Here is a 17,667-nt window from a genome sequence, read left to right on the forward strand (position 1 = left end):
GGACGGAGAGTATCGGCCGGAATGCGGAGCCGCGGGGGGCAATCCCCCTGCCCCGGCGAATCTCCGGGAAAGGCGAGGATGCGGAATCGGCCTTGAGCCATGCTGTGCGCCGCATGACCACCATCGACCGCCACAGCATCCCTCACGACCCATTGCCCGCTCCGGAGACCGATATGGTCGCCCGGCGGCTGCGGCGGCGCCATTGGACGGTGCTGGCGCTGGCCGTCCTGCTGCTGGCCGGGGTGCTGGGGGCCGCCTGCCATCTCACGGCGCTGGCGCCCACCATAACGGCGACCGACACGGCAACCGAGGCAGTCGACCCCTGGGGACCGCAACTGCCCCGCCCGACCCTTCCGGTCGTCCAGTCCCAGCGGCTCGCCCGGCTGCTGCGCCTCGAACCGCCGCACAAAAAGGAACCGGCGGAGACTTCCGTCGCCGCCGGTCCAACGCGGGTCGATCCCGCGGTGAGGCTGCTGGTCGACCAGGGCTGGCCCGGCCGCCGGCCGGCGGCGATTCCCGCCACCAACCGAACAGCCAGCATCGCCCCGTCCCCGCAGCTGACCCCGCAATTGACGGCGGCCCAACCGGTCCCCACCCAACTGACGGCGGGAAACCAGTCGGCCTCGCCGTAACTCCCCCGTCTCAGCTGACGATGCCGCCCCGGCTGAAGGGCAGCGTCTGCAGCGGCTGGCCGGTCACCGAGAAGACGGCGTTCGCCACCGCCGGCGCCACGGTCGGGACACCGGGTTCGCCGGCGCCGGTCGGCCGTTCGTGCGAGGGCACGATGTGGACCTCCACCGCCGGCATGTCGGACATCCGCATCGGCAGATAGCCGTCGAAGTTGGACTGGTCCACCTTGCCGTCGGTCATGGTGATCTCGTCGCGCAGCGCATGGCCGATGCCCCAGCCGGCGCCGCCCTCCATCTGCGCCTTGACGATGTCGGGGTTGACGACCTCGCCGCAATCGACGGCGACGACGACGCGATCCACCTTGATCTGCCCCTTGGCGTCGACCGACACGTCGGCGACATGGGCGACATAGGTGTTGAAGCTCTCATGCACGGCGACGCCGCGGCCCTTGCCCTGCGGCAGCGGCTGGCCCCAGCCGGCCTTCTCCGCCGCCAGCTTCAGCACACCGGCCAGACGCGGATGGTCCTTCAGCATCTCCATGCGGAAAGCCACCGGGTCCTTGCCGGCCGCCTTGGCGAGGCGGTCGATCATCACCTCCTTGGCATAAGCCGTGTGGGTGTGCCCGACAGAGCGCCACCACAGCGTCGTCACCGGCGAGGCGACGGTGTGCGCATCGACTGCGAGGTTCGCCACCGGATAGGCCATGTCCGAGGCACCCTCGACCATCGTCGCGTCGACGCCGTTCTTGACCATCACCGCTTCGAACGGCGTGCCGGTCATGAAGCTCTGGCCGACGATGCGCTGCTTCCAGCCCACCAGATCGCCCTTGGCATCGACCGCCGCCGTGACCCTGTGCAGGACCAGCGGGCGGTAACGGCCGCCCTTGATGTCGTCCTCGCGCGTCCAGACCAGATGCACCGGGGCCTTGGGATAGGCCTTGGCGATGGTCACCGCCTCGGCGATGTAGTCGGCGCTGGGGGTGGCGCGCCGGCCGAAGCTGCCGCCGGCCCATTGGGTCTCGATCTTCACCTGCTCCGGCTTGCAGCCCAGGATGTGGGCGGCGACCATCTGCTCGACCGTCTGGAACTGCGACCCGGCCCAGATGGTGCAGCCACCCTCCGGGTTCAGCGCCACCACGGCGTTCAGCGGCTCCATCGGCGCATGGGCAAGGTAGGGGAAGACGAACTCGCCCTCCACCACATGGCCACCCTTGGCCTTGGCGTCGGCGATGGCCTTCTCGGCATCGCCCTTGTTCGCCGCGACCGCACCGGGCTTCTCGGCCGCCTTGCGGTAGTCGGCCAGCATGGCGTCGGTGCCGCGGGTCTCGGCCTTGGCGTCGTCCCAGGTCACCGTCAGCGCCTCGCGGCCCTTGATGGCGGCCCAGGTGTTCCTGGCGATCACCGCGACGCCGACCGGCAGGGTCAGCACCTCGATGACGCCCGGCACCTTGCGGGCGGCGGCATCGTCGACGCTCTTCACCGTGCCGCCGAAGCGCGGGCTGCGGGCCAGCACCGCCGTCACCTGACCGGGGCGGCGGATGTCCATGGCGAAGATGGCGGTGCCGTTGGTCTTGCTGATGTGGTCCAAACGGTGCAGATCCGGATTGCCGATCAGCACATAGTCCTTCGGGTCCTTCAGCTTGACCGTCTGCGGCACCGGCAGCTTCGCCGCCTCCTCCGCCAGCTCGCCGAAGGTGGCGCTGCGGTTGCTCGCGGCATGGCGGACCACGCCCTTCGACACCGTCATCTCGCCTGCCGGTACCTTCCAGCGAGCGGCGGCTGCGGCGACCAGCATGGCGCGGGCGGCGGCGCCGGCCATGCGCAGCTCGTCCCAGCTGTTGGCGACGGCAGTGGAGCCGCCGGTGCCCTGGACGCCGAAGAAGTGGTTGGCGTACAGCTTCTGGTTGGCCGGGGCGAAGGCGCCGCGCACCTGGGACCAGTCGGCGTCAAGCTCCTCCGCCGCGATGGTGGCGAGGCCGGTGACGATGCCCTGGCCCTTGTCCAGATGCTTGGCCAGCACGGTGACCGTGTTGTCGGGCGCCACGATGATGAAGGCATGCGGACGCGGGTCGGCCGGCCCGACGATCTTCGGCGCCGCTTCGGCGGCCAGCGCCGGCATCGGCAGATGCGCGCCGATCACCAGCGCGCCGGCCCCGGCGCCGATCGCCTTCAGGAAGCCGCGGCGCGACGGCGCCGGCAACGGACCGGGAGCGAAACCGGTCTCGGGGAACCCATGTTCAGCCGCGTGACGGATCAGGTGATGCAGCATGGATCAGGCCCTCATCGTCTGGGCGGCATCCTTGATCGCCGCGCGGATGCGGACATAGGTGGCGCAACGGCAGACATTGCCGTCCATCGCCGCGTCGATGTCCTGGTCGGTCGGGTTCTGGTTGTCGGTCAGCAGCGCGATGGCGCTCATGATCTGTCCCGACTGGCAATAGCCGCACTGGACGACGTCCAGCTTCTGCCAGGCCGCCTGGACGGCCTGGGCGGCCTTGCCCTTCACGCCCTCGATGGTGGTGATCCTGCTGTCCGGCGTCAGCATGCTGACAGGGGTCTGGCAGGCACGGGTCGGCGTGCCGTCGACATGGACGGTGCAGGCGCCGCACTGGGCGATGCCGCAGCCGAACTTGGTGCCGGTCATGTTCAGCTCGTCCCGCAGAACCCACAGGAGCGGCATGTCCTCGGGAACGTCGACCTGACGCTCCTCGCCGTTGACGTTGATGCGAACCATGGCTCTTGCCTCTTTCTCCCTGAACGGAACCGCCGGCTTCCGATGGCGACGACAGGTCCGCTGCCCGGCTGTGGGCGATGGCTAGGAATTGACTGTTTTTTGATTGTCGGCTGCTGGGTCAGCTCTGCCTCGACAGAATACACCGTCTAGTGCACAATGAAGTAGATGGCTTTGGTTCATATCGTCATGAAGGCAATTCATAACCCCGCGCTCGATCTCAATCTCATCAAGGTGTTCGACGCGCTGCTGGAGACCCGCAACGTCTCGCGCGCCGCCGACGCGCTGGGCGTCAGCCAGTCGGCGGTCAGCCACGCGCTGGCCCGGCTGCGCACGCTGGTCGGCGACCCGCTGTTCGTGCGCACCGGCAACCGGATGGAGCCGACGCCGCGCGCCCAGCGTCTGGCCGAACCGCTGCGCGACCTGCTGGTCGGCGCCGCCCGCGCCCTGTCGGCGGAGGAGGATTTCGATCCCCAGCGGGAGGAGCGGAACTTCACCATCTCCACCCCCGATTCGATGCAGGCGGTGCTGCTGACCGGCATCCTGCGCGACGCGATCGAAGGAGACCTGCGGGTGTCGGTCTCGCTGCTCAACCTCGATCCCGACGCCATGCTGAACGCGCTGGACGACGGCACGCTGGACCTCGCCATCGGCTATCTGCCGGAGGTGCGGCGCTGGCATGACCGGCAGGTTCTGTACCGGGAAACCCATGTCTGCCTGTTCAACCCAGCCCTGGTCCCGGTCACCCCGCCGATCGGGCTGGAGGATTACACCCGCTATCCGCACCTGATGCCGTCGCTGCGCGGCGGGCTGACCAGCTTCATCGACGACGAACTCGCGGCACTCGGCACGAGCCGGCGCGTCGCCGCCTCCACCACCCAGTTCCTGGCGATCCCGATGATCCTGACCCAGGCGCCGATGCTGACCTCGCTGCCCGCGCGCCTCGCCCGGCTGTGCGCCGACGCGCTGGGGCTCGCCACCAGCCCGCTTCCCTTCGACATCGGCGATTACGAGGTGTCGATGATCTGGCACCGCCGCAACAGCGGCTCCCCATCCCATGGCTGGCTGCGGCAACGGATGGCCGAGGAAGCGGCCAAACTGTAGGGCAAAGGCCCCCCGAACTGGCCCGGCATACACGGAAATGCACGCAAAAAAAGAATTTCTTTTGTGAATTTCCATTGAACGCACAAGGTTATCAACGCTAGATCATCACCCATACAAAAAATTTCTTGCCGCGCGGGTGGCGCCGCCATCCGCGGACGCCTCTTTATACGCCCGATCCGGCGCGGCCGGTCCGCCACGGCTTCGTGCGCCCTCACGGAAAGGAATCGACATGAGTTTCCTGAACCCGGTGCGCCTCGTTTTTTCAGGGACTTTCCAGGCCGACGTCTCGACGGTGAACAACGACGTCCGCCATTACGACAGTGAAAGCTTTGAGTCCTCCTATCAGGAATTCCAGCAGAAGCTGCCGAGCGGCGCCACCGTCGCCAACGGCTGGTGGAACCCGACCGGGTCCGGGGCCTTTCGCCTGATCGACTGCAAGGTGGTGGGTCTGGGCTTCGCCGACGGCAGCTTCGTCAATACGCCGGGTGCCGACGCCGCGCTTGGCATGCTGATCGGCGGTTCGACCGACCGCACCAGCGGCAAGCTGGTCGACCTCGACCCGCAATGGCAGATGGCATCCGCCCCCTGGGGCCTGGACGTGCGGCTGACCGACGGCAAGACGCCCTCCTTCTTCGGCGGCCGATACCAGCCGAACCCCTTCCGCGACCTGTGGTTCAACCGCAACCTCAACGCCCAGTCCGACAGCGCCGCCTCATCGACCTTCCAGTCGGTGCTGGAGAATGTGGAATGGGCCGACGAGGCGATGCTCAGCCCCTTCCTGCGGCAGCTGCGCGACGCCACCACCGGCGACATGCTGTCGATCCGGCTGGCGACCTTCGGCTACAACGGCAACGTCAAGGACCCGCGCTTCACGCTGGGCACCGTGGTCGGCACCATCGGCCCGCAACTGGCGGGCGAGCCGGTTTCCTTCATCCGGGGCCGCCGCTTCATCCCGGCCAACAACATCCCCAACAGCTGGGCCGGCATCACCTACTTCTCCGGCCAGATCGACGAGCCGTCGCAGACCGCCTTCCTCGACCTGTCGAACGCCCTGCAGACCGTCGATTCCAAAGGAACGCAGAATCCCATCGGGGTCCTGACGCTTGGCATCCTGCGCGATGCCTCGATGGCGGAGAACACGCCGGTCACTCCCGACAGCTTCCTGCCCATCGCCCGCATCCCCTATGACGATCCCGACTGGCTGGCCAAGACCGCCGGCGTCTTCGCGGCCAAGCTGACCGACGAGCAGTTCGCCCTGTCGAAGACCAACCCGCTGGCCCTGGTGACGGTGTCGGAGACCAATCCGGGCAGCACCGACCTCGACCTCGGCTATGGCATCGTCGCCATCCGCGAGGCGCAGGACGGTCTCTATGTCTGCGCCGAGCCGGGGGTCCACCGCATCGACGGCGCCGGCCGGGCGGAATCGCTGGTCTATGCCACCCGCTACGGCCAGCCGGTGCCCGGTGCCTCCATCGCCATCACCCAGATGGGCCGCATCCCCGGCCAGGGCGGTGGTTTCGGCGTCGACCAGCCGAGCGCACCGATCCCCGACATGGGGGTTCCCGAGGCGGCGGTCACCTTCACGACGGACAGCGGCCCGGCCACCGGCGGCACCATCACCGCGAACGAGAATGGCGTCGCCCGGATGGAAATCGCCACCCAGTCGCCGGGCAATCCGCGCGGCTACATCGACGGGCAGGTCTATCTGATTGACTACCGCATTCCGGGCCAGAGCAACACGGCGCGCTCGACCTTCGATTACGTCGTTCTGCATGTTCGCGACGATTTCGACGTGCCGGCCGACCCGACCTGGGACGACATCGCGCCGATCATGACCCAGTACGGCAACCTGTACCCGATCATGAGCAAGCATCTGGTCGATCTCAGCAGCGAAGCGTCCTGCATCCGCTACGCCGACATCCTGCAGTTGGCCTTCTCCCTGCCGGAGACCGATCCGAACTACATGCCGGTCACCCGCGACCTGTCGGTCTACAAGCGCGACACCATCCTCGCCTGGCTGGACAAGGTTCTGCGCGGCGAGACGGCGGTGAAGGCCAAGGCGCATCAGGCATTCGCGGCGGCCTCCACCGGCGGCGCTCCCGCCCCCGGCCTGCGCACCGGCCCGTCGGGTGCCGCACCGGCCAAGGCGGCCACCGCGACGCCGGACCAGCCGACGGCGGCGGACGGCAAGACCCGCTTCGCCCAGAACTTCGCCCGCGCCGCCACGCGCCCGCGCTCCTGACGCCCGATTCTCAAGGGAAGGAATCAGCCATGCTGAAGCTTCAGCCGCACTTCGCCCAGGGCATCGACACCGTCCAGGTCCTGCGCAACGCCCTGCAATCCGCGGTGGAGTTCGAGCACGCCACGCTCCCCGCCTATCTGACCGCCCTCTATTCGATCAAGCCCGGCACCAACCGGGAGGCGGCGGCCATCATCGGCTCGGTCTCGGTGCAGGAAATGCTGCACATGACCATCGCCGCCAACATCCTGAACGCGGTCGGCGGCCATCCGGTGATCGACAAGCCGGGCTTCATCCCGGTCTATCCCGGCCCGCTGCCGATGGGCATCCATGAAGGGCTGACCGTCTCGCTGGGCAAGCTGACCCGCGGCCTCGTCTACGACGTCTTCATGACCATCGAGGAGCCGGAGGTGCCGCAGGCCTTTCCGGTGAAACAGCCGGCGCTCGCCATGGTCCAGATGAAGGCGGCGGCGGCGCAGGAGCCGGGCTTCGCCACCATCGGCGAATTCTACGCGGCGATTTCCAAGGCCATCGGCGAGATGGGGGAGGAGATCTTCACCGGCGACCCGTCCTATCAGGTGGTGGACAACACCTGGTTCCCGCCCGACCAGCTGTTCCCGGTCACCGACGTGGCGAGCGCCCAGCGCGCCATCCAGGTGATCGTCGAACAGGGCGAGGGCACGCCCCAATCCCCGCGCGAGGCGGACAACGAGGCGGCGCTGGCCCATTACTACCGTCTGGCGCAGATCGTCTACGCCCGCCGGCTGGTGAAGGATCGCGACGAGCCGCTGGGCTGGTCCTATTCCGGCGCCCCCGTCGGCCTCGACCCGGCCGGGATCTGGAACATCCTCCCCAACGCCAAGACGGTGGATTATCCGGAGGGCAGCCGCGCCCGCACGGTGTCGCAGCAGTTCAACACCACCTACACGGCGCTGCTGACGGCTCTGCACATCACCTTCAACGGCGAGCCGGAACGGCTGCGGTCCTCCATCGGCCTGATGTACGAGCTGAAGCTGACCGCCGACCAGCTGGTGGCGATCCCGCTTCCCGGCACCGACTACACGGCGGCGCCGACCTTCGAGTATTCGCCGGTGAACGTGTGATCTGACGCTGTGAGCGACCTCACACCCCACGGAAAATCCCCTCTCCCCCCCGGGGAGAGGGTTAGGGTGAGGGGGTCGCACCGCGTGGATCTCTTCGGCTTCGCCGAACCCCCTCATCCCGACCTTCTCCCCGCTTTCGGCGGACCTGAGGTCCGCCTGTCGCGTCAGCGCAAACTTCGTTTGCGCGAGAGCAGGGGGGAGAAGGAGTTGGGTCGCTACCCCCTCAATCCGCAGTCACCGAGCGGATTTCGTCCTGGCTGAAGCGCTGCTGTTCCTCCATCACCATCTGGGACAGCTCGCGCTTCAACCGGTTGAATTCCGGGGCGGAGCCGTCGCGCGGGCGGGGCATGTCGACGACGACGTCGCGCTTGATGGTGCCCGGCCGGTAGGTCATCACGATGATACGGTCGGCCAGATAGATGCTCTCCTCGATGGAGTGGGTGACGAACAGGATGGTCTTGCCGACCTCCTCCCAGATGCGCAGCAGTTCGTCCTGAAGCGTCCGGCGGGTCAGGGCGTCGAGCGCGCCGAACGGCTCGTCCATCAGCAGGATCGGGCTGTCGAGCGCCAGCACGCGGGCAATGGCGACGCGCTGGCGCATGCCGCCCGACAGATCCTTCGGGAAACGATTGCGGAAGTCCTGCAGATGCAGCTTCTGCAGCAGCCACTCCACCTTCTCCGCGATCTCCGCCTTGGACATCCCCTTGATCTCCAGGCCGAAGGCGACGTTCTGCGCCACCGTCATCCAGGGGAACAGGGCGTATTCCTGGAACACCATGCCGCGGTCGGGACCGGGTTCGGTGATGGTGCGGCCATCGACGGTGACGGTGCCCTTCGTCGGCGGCTGGAACCCCGCCACCGCGTTCAGCAGCGTGGACTTGCCGCAGCCCGACGGACCCAGCAGGCAGATGAACTCGCCCTTGCGGATGTCGAGGTCGATGTTCTGCAGGGCGACGATCTTCTGCGCACCCACGGCGAAGGTCTTCTCCACCCCGCGCACCTGTATTTGGACGGGGGCCGCGTCGGGAACGGGCGTGGTGTCGGCAACGGTCTTCAGCATGGGCTTCATCTCCATCCCCTCCGCATCAATTCTCGAGCCCGCGGTGCCAGCGCAGCAGGTGGTTGTTCAGGCGGTTCATGCCGATGTCGATGGCAAGGCCGAGCAGGCCGATGGTGAACATCCCGGCGATGATCTTGTCGGACCACATGAACTCGCGCGCCTCCAGGATGCGGAAGCCGAGGCCGGAGTTGACGGCGATCATCTCCGACACGATCACGACGATGAAGGCGGTGCCGATGCCGATCCGGGCGCCGGCCAGGATATAGGGGGTGGCGGCCGGCAGGATGACGCGGACGAACATGGTCAGCCGGCCGGCGCCCAGGTTGCGGGCGGCGCGCAGATAGATGCCGTCGACATGGCGCACCCCGGCGATGGTGTTCATCAGCACCGGGAAGAAGGCGCCGATGGCGATCAGGAACACGGCCGGCGGGTTGCCCAGCCCGAACCACAGGATCGCCAGCGGGATGTAGGCGATGGGCGGGATCGGCCGCAGCACCTGCATCAGCGGATCGAACAGGGCGTAGATGCGCGGGTTGCCGCCCATGGCGAGACCCAGCGGAAGGGCCAGCCCGGCGCCGACGGCGAAGCCCAGAACCACGCGGTACAGGCTGGACCAGGCGTCGAACAGCATCTCGCCCGACAGAGCCCACAGGATCCAGCTGGATTGCGCCGGATCATAGGGCTCGGTCGGCAGCAGATAGGCCCACCAGCGTTCCACCACCGCGACGGGCGACGGCAGGACCACCTGGTTGATCAGGCCGGACGAGGACAGGGCCTGCCACAGCGCGATGGCCAGGACCGGAACCAGGGCGCCGCGCGCGACGGCGGCGGGCGAGAAACGGGGCTTGGCTTGGGACATCGGGCGTCCTCCTTCCGCTGGGTGTGGCTCAGTTGGCCTTCACGGTGCCGGTGCCGGCATCGGCCGCCTTGGCGCCGGCCTTCGCCTTCTCCAGCAGGTCGAGCTTCACCCAGTCGGCCGCCTTCGGCGGGCTGTCCATGCGGCCGACGCCGAACTTCTGCATCATGTCGGTCGTGACCTGCACGTGATGGACCGAGATGTCGTAGCTGTAGGGCGAGTTGCCGATGGCGTCCTTGAAGTCCTGGCTGCTCAGCTGGCCCTTGAACATCTTCTCGCGGACATAGGACTCGGCCAGATCGGGGTTGGCGATGAAGGTCGCCGTCGCCTCGACGAAGCAGTTGACCAGCCGCTGGGCGACGTCCGGCTTCTTCTTGTAGAAGTCCTCGGTGACGACCAGCGAGCGCACCGGCTCGCCCAGTTCGGTGTCGTAGGGCTTGATCACCTCGACGCCGAAGCCCTTGTTGATGGCCTGGCTCGACTGCGGTTCGGACTGCGACATGGCGTCGATGCTGCCGGCGAGCAGGGCCTGATTCATGTCGGCATAGGCCATGTAGACGATCTGCACGTCCTTGCCCGGACGGTCGGACCAGCTCAGCCCATGCTTCGACAGTTCGGCCAGAAGGATCAGCTCCTGCGCGCCGCCGCGCGGGGTGGCGACCTTCTTACCCTTCAGGTCGGCGATGCTCTTGATGCCGGCGTCCGGCTTGGCGACGATGCGCGCCCCGCCCTTGGCGAAGCCGGCCACCGCGTAGATCGGCACGCCCGAGGCCCGGCCGGCGATGGCGGCGTCGACGGCGCTGGCGGCGACGTCTATCTCACCCGCCACGATGGCCGGCAGGATGTCGATGCCCTTGGGGAAGACCCGCTCTTCGATCTTCAGGTCATACTTGCCGGCGATCTCCTTCATGTAGGAAACCGCGCCGTAATGGGCGAATTTCAGGTTGCCGAGTCGGACCAGATCGGCGGCCGAGGCGGCCTGGGTGACGAGCGCGGCGGCGGCGAAGGCGGTGGCGGCAAGCAGGGTCTTCCTGAGCATCTGGTTTCTCCCATGGGGCTTGATCCGCGACCCGTCGCCGCGGTTGCCTTAGAGAAGAGCAAGCGCCATGCCATTGTCAGTTTGCCGCGCAAACAGTTGAAAAGCCTGGATCCGGCCTTTCGATTGATGCTTGGCATCGGCGAAAATCCGCTTGTCTGAGCATTGGCGTCGGCGGATTTCCGCCGATGCCGGGGCTGCGGCAGGTCGCCGCGCCGGCCAAAAGCCGCCCATGCCGCATACGACAAGTCATCGCAGCGCAACGAAAATGCGTGTAGAACATGCTGCATCTGCGAACCAACGCACCGATCAACAGCAACCAGCCAACCAATAGGGACGAAGAACAATGGCCGAGAGCATGGGAATCGAGACCATCGGCGTCATCGGCGCCGGACAGATGGGTAACGGCATCGCCCAGGTCTGCGCCGTCGCCGGCCTGACGGTGGTGATGACCGACATCTCCGAGGAAGCGGTGCAGCGCGGCCTGTCGACCGTCGCCGGCAGCCTCGACCGTCTGGTCAAGAAGGAGAAGATGACCGCCGCCGACCGCGAAGCGGCCCTGGCGCGCATCACCGCCACCACCGACAAGTCGAAGCTGGCTGCCTGCGATCTGGTGATCGAGGCCGCGACCGAGAACGAGGATCTGAAGGTCAAGATCCTGAAGGATCTCTGCGCAACCCTGAAGCCGGAGGCGCTGGTCGCCACCAACACCTCGTCGATCTCCATCACCAAGCTGGCGACGGCCACCGACCGTCCGGACCGCTTCATCGGCTTGCACTTCTTCAACCCGGTGCCGCTGATGGCGCTGCTGGAGATCATCCGCGGCATCCAGACCAGCGACGACACCCACGCCAAGGCGATGGCGTTTGCCAAGCGCGTCGGCAAGTCGCCGATCACCGCGAAGAACAGCCCCGGCTTCGCCGTCAACCGCATCCTCTGCCCGATGATCAACGAGGCGATCTTCGCGCTGCAGGAAGGCATCGCCACCGCCGAGGACATCGACGCCGGCATGAAGGCTGGCTGCAACCACCCGATCGGCCCGTTGGCGCTCGCCGACCTGATCGGTCTGGACACCATGCTGTCGGTTATGGAGGTCTTCTATGAAGGCTTCAACGATCCGAAGTACCGCCCGGCCCCGCTGCTGAAGGAGATGGTCGATGCCGGCTTCCTCGGCCGCAAGACCGGCCGCGGCTTCTACGACTACAGCAAGTGAGTAAAGGCGGGGAGGAGGGTCGAACCGCCTTCCTTCCCGACTCCGCCCAAGGCCGGAACGAGCGGCGGCGGCGCGGATGCGCAGAACCGGCAAAAGCGGTTCGTAAGGAGCAATCACGCCGCCGGGCATCTCCCTAGGATCGGTGCAGTCCAGCGCCATCACGGAGATGCCCCATGCCGGCCCGCCTTCGCGCGGCGGCGGTCGCCCTGTTGCTGTGGATCGGTCCGGCCCATGCGGCCCAATCGCCGAATCCACCGCCGCCGCTGACCAACACCCGCTTCGACGAGGATTACCGCTACCTGCTCTCGCCCGAGGCCCGCTCCGGCGCCTTCTGGGAGCGGTTCAAGGCGATCCCGGTCACGCCGGACGGTTTCGCCTCGCTCTCCACCGGGCTGGAGCTTCGTCTGCGTGGCGAGGCGATCCGCAACAGCAGCTGGGGACAGGATGAGCCGCGCAACGACGCCTATGGGCTGTGGCGCGCCCTGCCCTATGCCGACCTGCGCGTCGGGCAGAGCCTCCGCCTGTTCGGCCAGCTCATCATGGCCGGCACGGCGGGCAAGCTGGACCCGCTCGCCCCACCCGACGCCGACCGCATCGACCTGATGCAGGGTTTTGCCGACCTGAATGCCCCGCTCGGCGATGCCAAGGGCACGCTGCGCGTCGGCCGCCAGATGCTGGCCTATGGTTCGGAACGGCTGATCTCGCTGCGCTACGGCGCCAACGTCCCGCGCGCCTTCGACGCGGTGAAGGGGATCGTCACCGCCGGCCCCTGGCGCATCGACGCCTTCCTCGGCCGCCCGGTCCAACCGACGCAGGACCTGTTCGACGACGGCCGCGATGCCAAACGCTCGGCATGGGCGTTCTACGCCACGCGGCCGCTCGACCTGGGATGGACCGACAGCGCCGGGCTGGATGCCTATTACATCGGCTATCGCAACCGCCGCGCCGGCTTCGACAGCGGAACCGGGCGCGAACTGCGCCACACCATCGGCCTGCGCAGCTTCGGCAAGGCCGCCGGCTGGGATTGGAACTGGGAGGCGATGGGCCAGTTCGGCCGCTTCGGCAGCGGATCCATTCGGGCCTGGTCGCTCGCCACCGACAGCGGCTACCGCTTCGCCGCGCTGCCGCTGCAGCCGCGGCTCAGCCTCAAGGCCAACATCGCCAGCGGCGACGGCAATCCCCGCGACGTCCGGCTGGAAACCTTCAACCCGCTGTTCCCGCGCGCGAAATATTTCGGCGAGCTGACACCCATCGGTCCCTACAACCTGATGAACCTGCACCCGACGCTGGACCTCGCCCTGTCCGACGCGTTCAGCCTGTCCGCTTCCGCCATCGCCTATTGGCGCGAAAGCCTGGACGACGGGGTCTACGACCTGACCGGCGGCCTGCTGCGCTCCGGCGCCGCGTCACGGGCGCGCTATGTCGGCACGCAGGGCGAACTGGTGCTGTCCTACAGTTCCGGCCGCTCCTTCGAGGGGCTGGTCTCCTATTCGCTGTTCCGCCCCGGTCCCTTCCTGAAGGACAGCGGCCCGGCCAAGACCATCCACTTCGCCGGGATGGAGGCGGTTTTCAAATTTTAAGGGCGGAAGCCCTGCGGCCGGATCGCGGTCTCGCGCGTTCAGACTATCGGGTGTGAAGCCCGAACGGACGAACAGCGGAAAACAGGGCGCGGTGGAGCGGCGAACAAAGGACAGAAGACGAGGCAAGCCGTCCTTGAAGAAGGGGCGGCTGTTGCATGTCCGCTCCGGCCTGTCGGCGGAAAAGACGCTGCTGGTGCGCATCGGCATCGTCGCCGTGCTGATCGCGCTGGTCATCGCGGTGTTCTGGTTCGACCGCGACGGGCTGAAGGACAATCTGGACGACCACATCAGCTTTCCCGACATCCTCTATTTCGCCATGATCACGGTGACCACCGTCGGCTATGGCGACATCGTGCCGGTCAGCCACACCGCCCGCCTGATCGACGCCTTCGCGGTCACGCCGATCCGCATCTTCATCTGGTTCATCTTTCTCGGCACCGCGTACGAACTGGTGGTGCAGAGGATCGTGGAGGAATTCCGATTGAGCCGCATTCAGAAGCAGCTGCAGGGGCACATCGTGCTGTGCGGCTTCGGGCACAGCGGGTTCATCGCCGCGCAGGAGACCGCCTCGAAGGGCCACCCAGCCGACCGCATCGTCGTCATCGACGAGTCGGAGGACCGCATCCAGCTGGCGGCCGATGCCGGATTCGTCGGCCTGCTCGGCGACGCCACCAGCGAGGAAACGCTGACCAACGCCTGCGTCGCCAATGCCAAGGCGGTGATCGTCAGCGCCGGGCGCGACGACACCACCATCCTGGTCATCCTGACCGTGCGCCACCTGTCCGCCGACACCAAGATCGTGGCGAACATCAAGCAGGAGGAGAACATCAAGCTCGCCAACCTCAGCGGCGCCGATCTGGTGGTGTCGCCGCCGAAGATCGGCGGCTACCTGATGGCCGACGCGGTGGAGACGCGCCACGCCACCCCCTTCCTGTGCGACCTGATGTCGACCGGCGGGCAGATGGTGCTCCGCGAGCGCCGCGCGGAACCGGACGAGGTCGGCCTGACGATGGCGGAGGTCAGCGGCGGCATGGTCGTGCAGATCCACAGCCACGGCCGCAACATCCCCTTCACCGAACGCAACCGCTACATCATCCAGCCCCAGGACACGCTGCTGATCATCAGCCCGCCGGACGACGGAAAAGTCCCCTCTCCCCCCTGGGGAGAGGGAGAGAGGTCCACTCAGCTCCGGTAGTGCCGCCCGAAGCGGTTGTTGAGGAAGGCGTCCAGCGGCACCTGTTCCTGCCGGATGAAGCCGGCCTGCGGGATTGACCCCTCGCGCAGCAGGTCCAGCACGGCGCAGATGCCGGCGGCGGTGGTGACCTGGATGGCGCTCCAGGTGCGGCCGGCGATCTGCTTGCTGTAGATCTTGGTGGCGAAGGTCTCCTGCCGCAGTTCGCCCTCCTGCATGCCGGTGGCGGTCGCCAGCACCAGAACCACGTCCTGCAGCGTCAGCGGCACGGCGGTTTCCAGCACGTCCTTCAGCAGGTGGCGCCGCTCGCCCAGCCGCAGGTCGCGGATCAGCAGGCGGACGATGTCGCGGTGGCCGGGATAGCGCACCGTCTTGTAATCGAGGTTCCGCACCTTGCCGGCCAGCGTCTCGCACAGCGAACCCAGCCCGCCCGAGGTGTTGAATGCCTCGTAATCGACGCCGTCCAGCGCGAAGCGCTCGTCGCCCTCCAGCGGCATCACCTCGTGCGGGCGGCCGTCGATGATGGCCTCGCACGGGTTGCAGTATTCGTTGATGAGCCCGTCGGTGCTCCAGGTCAGATTGTACTTCAGGGCGTTGGTCGGATATTGCGGCAGGGCGCCGACGCGGAGATGCAGGTTGTGCAGCTCGTCGAAACGGCGGGCGAGGTCATGGCCGACGATGGAGATGAAGCCCGGCGCCAGACCGCATTGCGGGATCAGCGCGCTGTTGGCGGTCTCGGCCAGCGACTTCACCTTGCGGGTGGCGGCGACATCCTCGGTCAGGTCGAGGTAATGGGCGCCGGCCGCGACGGCGGCGGTGGCGATGGCGGGGGTCAGGGTGAAGGGGCAGGCGCTCAGCACCGCATGCTGGCCAGCCATGGCGGCGCGCAGAGACGCCGGATCCTCGACATCGACGCGCGTCACCCGTAGCCCGGCCTGTTCGGCGCGGTGAAGCAGCGCGTCGTCCCGGTCGCCGATGGTGACGGCGAAATCGTTGGTCTCGGACAGCAGCGTGCCGATCATCGACCCGATCTTGCCGGCACCCAGAACCAGAACCTTCATCGTTGCCATCTCTCCCGCTCCTCTGTTTCAGCCGTCTGTGTTGGCGATTTGGCTCGCACACAAAAGGTGTCGGCGGATGAGGCCGGGTTGAACCGGGCAATGCGCCGGTGACGCCGGAGATTTCCGTCGGAATGACGGAAACACCGTTGAAACGACGGACGCGCTTTATCCCTCGCACGGCATCGGCAGCGGCGCTAAGGTCGCAGCCGGTTTTCACGAAGTCCGGCCCGCACCCATGACCATGCGCCAACTGACCGCCCCGCACGCCGTCCTGCTGGAGGAGCCGCAACAGGGCGTTCCACAGACCAGCGAGATGATCCGCGGCGAGCGTTTCCGCATTCTTGAGGAGCGCGACGGCTGGCTGCGGGCGGAGAACGCCTTCGACGGTCATGTCGGCTGGCTGCCACCCGCCACCGCGCATCGGGAGCCGGTTGCCCCCACCCACCGCGTGCGGGCCCTGCGCGCCGACCTGCACCCGGCGGCGACCCACCGGGCACCGCCGGTGGCGACGCTCAGCTTCGGGTCGCTGGTGACGCTGGACGGCCGGGCGGAGAATGGCTGGCTCGGCACCGACGATGGGTCATGGCTGTTCGCGGGATGGCTGGAGCCGGTGGACGCCGCGCCCGCCACCGACCACATCGCCACCGCCCTGCGCTTTCTGGAGACGCCCTATGTCTGGGGCGGGCGCAGCAGCTTCGGCATCGACTGTTCCGGGCTGGTGCTGACCGCCATGGCGGCGGCGGGCGTCGTCTCCCACCACAGCAGCGGCATGCAGCGCAAGGATGAGCGGCTGGGGCAATGGCTCTCCGACGATGGCCGCGACCTGGAGTATCGGCGCGGCGACATCGTCTTCTTCCCAGGCCATGTCGGGCTGATGGTGGACGGGACGAACCTGCTGCACGCCACCGTCTTCACCATGTCAGTCGTGATCGAACCGCTCACCGAGGTCGCCAAACGCGCGGAGATCAATGGAGTCCGCCGTCCCCACTATTTCATTGACGCCTTGGCGCGGGCGTAGCGCTTCCCCGATCAGCAGCAGGGTCGGCCCCTTGCCGGCGGCCACCCCCTGCTCCGCCATCTCGCCGAGCGTCGTCCAGTAACGCCGCTCGTCGGGCCGGCAGCCATTTTCCACCGCCAGCACCGGTGTTTCGTTCGGCAGCCCGGCCCCGGTCAGCCCCTGGCCGACCGCGCGCGCCTGTTCACGCCCCATATAGATCGCCAGCGTGCCTTGCGGATCGGCCAGCCGCGCCCAGTCGGGCTCGAACCGCTCGCCGTCCCGGCCATGGGCGGTGACGAAGGTGACGGCGCGCGACACCCCGCGCCTGGTCAGCGACAGCCCGGTCGAGGCGGCGCAGCCGAGCGCCGCGGTGATGCCGGGGATGACGCGCACCGGAATGCCGAGGCTGTCGAGATGCTCGATCTCCTCGCCCGCCCGGCCGAACACCATCGGGTCGCCGCCCTTCAGCCGCACCACCCGCTTGCCGCGCTGCGCATGGAACGCGATCAGCGCGTTGATCTCCCCCTGCGGCAGCGAATGCCGGCCGGAGCGCTTGCCGACGCAGATGCGCTCCGCCCCAGGATGGGCGAGGTCGAGGATGCCGTCGCCCACCAGCGCGTCGTAGAGCACGACCTCGGCGGCGGCGAGCGCCTTGACCGCAGCGACGGTGAGCAGGTCGGGGTCGCCGGGGCCGGCACCGACGAGGGTTACTTGCCCGCACTTTTCTTGCCGAGCGGAACGAGATCCCCTCTCCCCCCCGGGGAGAGGGTTAGGGTGAGGGGGACGCGCGGCGACCTTTTCCCAAAAATCCAGTATGTGCATCCCCCTCACCCCGACCCTCTCCCCGGGGGGGAGAGGGAGAAGGA

The 17,667-nt window shown here is 67.6% G+C and carries 16 protein-coding genes; 9 read left to right on the top strand and 7 right to left on the bottom strand.

Annotation, left to right across the window (positions count from 1 at the left end; all coding sequences use genetic code 11):
• Positions 1-92 precede the first annotated feature (92 nt).
• Entirely contained in the window at positions 93-632 is a 540-nt protein-coding gene (locus tag PWS46_RS26445; protein WP_434624930.1) for a hypothetical protein, read from the top strand.
• Positions 633-642: 10 nt separating this feature from the next.
• Here the strand turns inward: PWS46_RS26445 and PWS46_RS26450 are convergent, their stop codons facing one another.
• Both PWS46_RS26450 and PWS46_RS26455 read right to left on the bottom strand, forming a co-directional pair.
• Entirely contained in the window at positions 643-2,898 is a 2,256-nt protein-coding gene (locus tag PWS46_RS26450) for a molybdopterin cofactor-binding domain-containing protein (RefSeq protein ID WP_434624931.1), read from the bottom strand.
• A 3-nt stretch (positions 2,899-2,901) separates the two neighbouring features.
• Positions 2,902-3,363 carry a (2Fe-2S)-binding protein gene (locus tag PWS46_RS26455; protein WP_434624933.1) on the bottom strand — a complete coding sequence of 154 codons (462 nt, stop codon included), beginning with the start codon at positions 3,361-3,363 and terminating at the stop codon, positions 2,902-2,904.
• Between the two features lie 186 nt (positions 3,364-3,549).
• Here PWS46_RS26455 and PWS46_RS26460 point away from each other — a divergent pair, with 186 nt between their 5' ends.
• The 3 genes from PWS46_RS26460 to PWS46_RS26470 all read left to right on the top strand — a co-directional run bounded on the left by PWS46_RS26460 (position 3,550) and on the right by PWS46_RS26470 (position 7,806).
• Positions 3,550-4,464 (top strand): LysR family transcriptional regulator, encoded by a 915-nt coding sequence (locus tag PWS46_RS26460; protein ID WP_434624935.1) that lies wholly within the window; start codon positions 3,550-3,552, stop codon positions 4,462-4,464.
• A gap of 229 nt (positions 4,465-4,693) precedes the next feature.
• Complete coding sequence (locus tag PWS46_RS26465; protein WP_434624937.1) at positions 4,694-6,706, top strand: hypothetical protein; 2,013 nt, start codon at positions 4,694-4,696, stop codon at positions 6,704-6,706.
• Between the two features lie 29 nt (positions 6,707-6,735).
• A complete protein-coding gene (locus tag PWS46_RS26470) occupies positions 6,736-7,806 on the top strand; it encodes a ferritin-like domain-containing protein (RefSeq protein ID WP_434624939.1) in 1,071 nt (356 codons plus the stop codon).
• 223 nt (positions 7,807-8,029) lie between these two features.
• Here PWS46_RS26470 and PWS46_RS26475 read toward each other — a convergent pair whose 3' ends face one another.
• Genes PWS46_RS26475 through PWS46_RS26485 form a run of 3 tightly spaced genes read right to left on the bottom strand, consistent with a single transcriptional unit; the run spans position 8,030 to position 10,761 of the window.
• Positions 8,030-8,866, bottom strand: a complete 837-nt coding sequence (locus PWS46_RS26475) for an ABC transporter ATP-binding protein (protein ID WP_434624940.1) — start codon at positions 8,864-8,866, stop codon at positions 8,030-8,032.
• A 25-nt stretch (positions 8,867-8,891) separates the two neighbouring features.
• Positions 8,892-9,725 carry an ABC transporter permease gene (locus tag PWS46_RS26480; protein WP_434624941.1) on the bottom strand — a complete coding sequence of 278 codons (834 nt, stop codon included), beginning with the start codon at positions 9,723-9,725 and terminating at the stop codon, positions 8,892-8,894.
• Positions 9,726-9,753: 28 nt separating this feature from the next.
• Positions 9,754-10,761 carry an ABC transporter substrate-binding protein gene (locus PWS46_RS26485; protein ID WP_434624943.1) on the bottom strand — a complete coding sequence of 336 codons (1,008 nt, stop codon included), beginning with the start codon at positions 10,759-10,761 and terminating at the stop codon, positions 9,754-9,756.
• Between the two features lie 12 nt (positions 10,762-10,773).
• Here PWS46_RS26485 and PWS46_RS26490 point away from each other — a divergent pair, with 12 nt between their 5' ends.
• The 4 genes from PWS46_RS26490 to PWS46_RS26505 all read left to right on the top strand — a co-directional run bounded on the left by PWS46_RS26490 (position 10,774) and on the right by PWS46_RS26505 (position 14,746).
• Positions 10,774-10,920 carry a hypothetical protein gene (locus PWS46_RS26490; RefSeq protein ID WP_434624944.1) on the top strand — a complete coding sequence of 49 codons (147 nt, stop codon included), beginning with the start codon at positions 10,774-10,776 and terminating at the stop codon, positions 10,918-10,920.
• 184 nt (positions 10,921-11,104) lie between these two features.
• Entirely contained in the window at positions 11,105-11,971 is an 867-nt protein-coding gene (locus PWS46_RS26495) for a 3-hydroxybutyryl-CoA dehydrogenase (protein ID WP_188052024.1), read from the top strand.
• Between the two features lie 173 nt (positions 11,972-12,144).
• Positions 12,145-13,551, top strand: a complete 1,407-nt coding sequence (locus PWS46_RS26500) for an alginate export family protein (RefSeq protein ID WP_434624946.1) — start codon at positions 12,145-12,147, stop codon at positions 13,549-13,551.
• Positions 13,552-13,684: 133 nt separating this feature from the next.
• On the top strand, positions 13,685-14,746 hold the full coding sequence (locus PWS46_RS26505; protein ID WP_434624948.1) for a potassium channel family protein: 1,062 nt from the start codon (positions 13,685-13,687) through the stop codon (positions 14,744-14,746).
• Here the strand turns inward: PWS46_RS26505 and PWS46_RS26510 are convergent.
• Positions 14,734-15,813, bottom strand: a complete 1,080-nt coding sequence (locus PWS46_RS26510) for a saccharopine dehydrogenase family protein (protein WP_434624950.1) — start codon at positions 15,811-15,813, stop codon at positions 14,734-14,736. The genes PWS46_RS26505 and PWS46_RS26510 overlap by 13 nt on opposite strands.
• A gap of 226 nt (positions 15,814-16,039) precedes the next feature.
• Here PWS46_RS26510 and PWS46_RS26515 point away from each other — a divergent pair, with 226 nt between their 5' ends.
• Entirely contained in the window at positions 16,040-16,822 is a 783-nt protein-coding gene (locus PWS46_RS26515) for a C40 family peptidase (protein WP_434624952.1), read from the top strand.
• Here the strand turns inward: PWS46_RS26515 and cobA are convergent.
• Entirely contained in the window at positions 16,724-17,476 is a 753-nt protein-coding gene (gene cobA, locus PWS46_RS26520) for a uroporphyrinogen-III C-methyltransferase (RefSeq protein ID WP_434625212.1), read from the bottom strand. The two genes, PWS46_RS26515 and cobA, sit on opposite strands and share 99 nt — an antisense overlap.
• Positions 17,477-17,667 lie beyond the last annotated feature (191 nt).

The organism is Azospirillum sp. B2RO_4 (genome assembly GCF_051124815.1).
Lineage (GTDB): Bacteria > Pseudomonadota > Alphaproteobacteria > Azospirillales > Azospirillaceae > Azospirillum.

Excerpts from the sequence above, each read along its gene's own strand:
- PWS46_RS26490 (WP_434624944.1), top strand. The coding sequence starts at position 10,774 with ATGGGGCTTGATCCGCGACCCGTCGCCGCGGTTGCCTTAGAGAAGAGC.
- PWS46_RS26450 (WP_434624931.1), bottom strand. The coding sequence starts at position 2,898 with ATGCTGCATCACCTGATCCGTCACGCGGCTGAACATGGGTTCCCCGAG.
- PWS46_RS26515 (WP_434624952.1), top strand. The coding sequence starts at position 16,040 with ATGACCATGCGCCAACTGACCGCCCCGCACGCCGTCCTGCTGGAGGAG.
- PWS46_RS26510 (WP_434624950.1), bottom strand. The coding sequence starts at position 15,813 with ATGGCAACGATGAAGGTTCTGGTTCTGGGTGCCGGCAAGATCGGGTCG.
- PWS46_RS26470 (WP_434624939.1), top strand. The coding sequence starts at position 6,736 with ATGCTGAAGCTTCAGCCGCACTTCGCCCAGGGCATCGACACCGTCCAG.
- PWS46_RS26500 (WP_434624946.1), top strand. The coding sequence starts at position 12,145 with ATGCCGGCCCGCCTTCGCGCGGCGGCGGTCGCCCTGTTGCTGTGGATC.
- PWS46_RS26465 (WP_434624937.1), top strand. The coding sequence starts at position 4,694 with ATGAGTTTCCTGAACCCGGTGCGCCTCGTTTTTTCAGGGACTTTCCAG.
- PWS46_RS26460 (WP_434624935.1), top strand. The coding sequence starts at position 3,550 with ATGAAGGCAATTCATAACCCCGCGCTCGATCTCAATCTCATCAAGGTG.
- PWS46_RS26455 (WP_434624933.1), bottom strand. The coding sequence starts at position 3,363 with ATGGTTCGCATCAACGTCAACGGCGAGGAGCGTCAGGTCGACGTTCCC.
- PWS46_RS26485 (WP_434624943.1), bottom strand. The coding sequence starts at position 10,761 with ATGCTCAGGAAGACCCTGCTTGCCGCCACCGCCTTCGCCGCCGCCGCG.
- PWS46_RS26480 (WP_434624941.1), bottom strand. The coding sequence starts at position 9,725 with ATGTCCCAAGCCAAGCCCCGTTTCTCGCCCGCCGCCGTCGCGCGCGGC.
- PWS46_RS26495 (WP_188052024.1), top strand. The coding sequence starts at position 11,105 with ATGGCCGAGAGCATGGGAATCGAGACCATCGGCGTCATCGGCGCCGGA.
- PWS46_RS26475 (WP_434624940.1), bottom strand. The coding sequence starts at position 8,866 with ATGCTGAAGACCGTTGCCGACACCACGCCCGTTCCCGACGCGGCCCCC.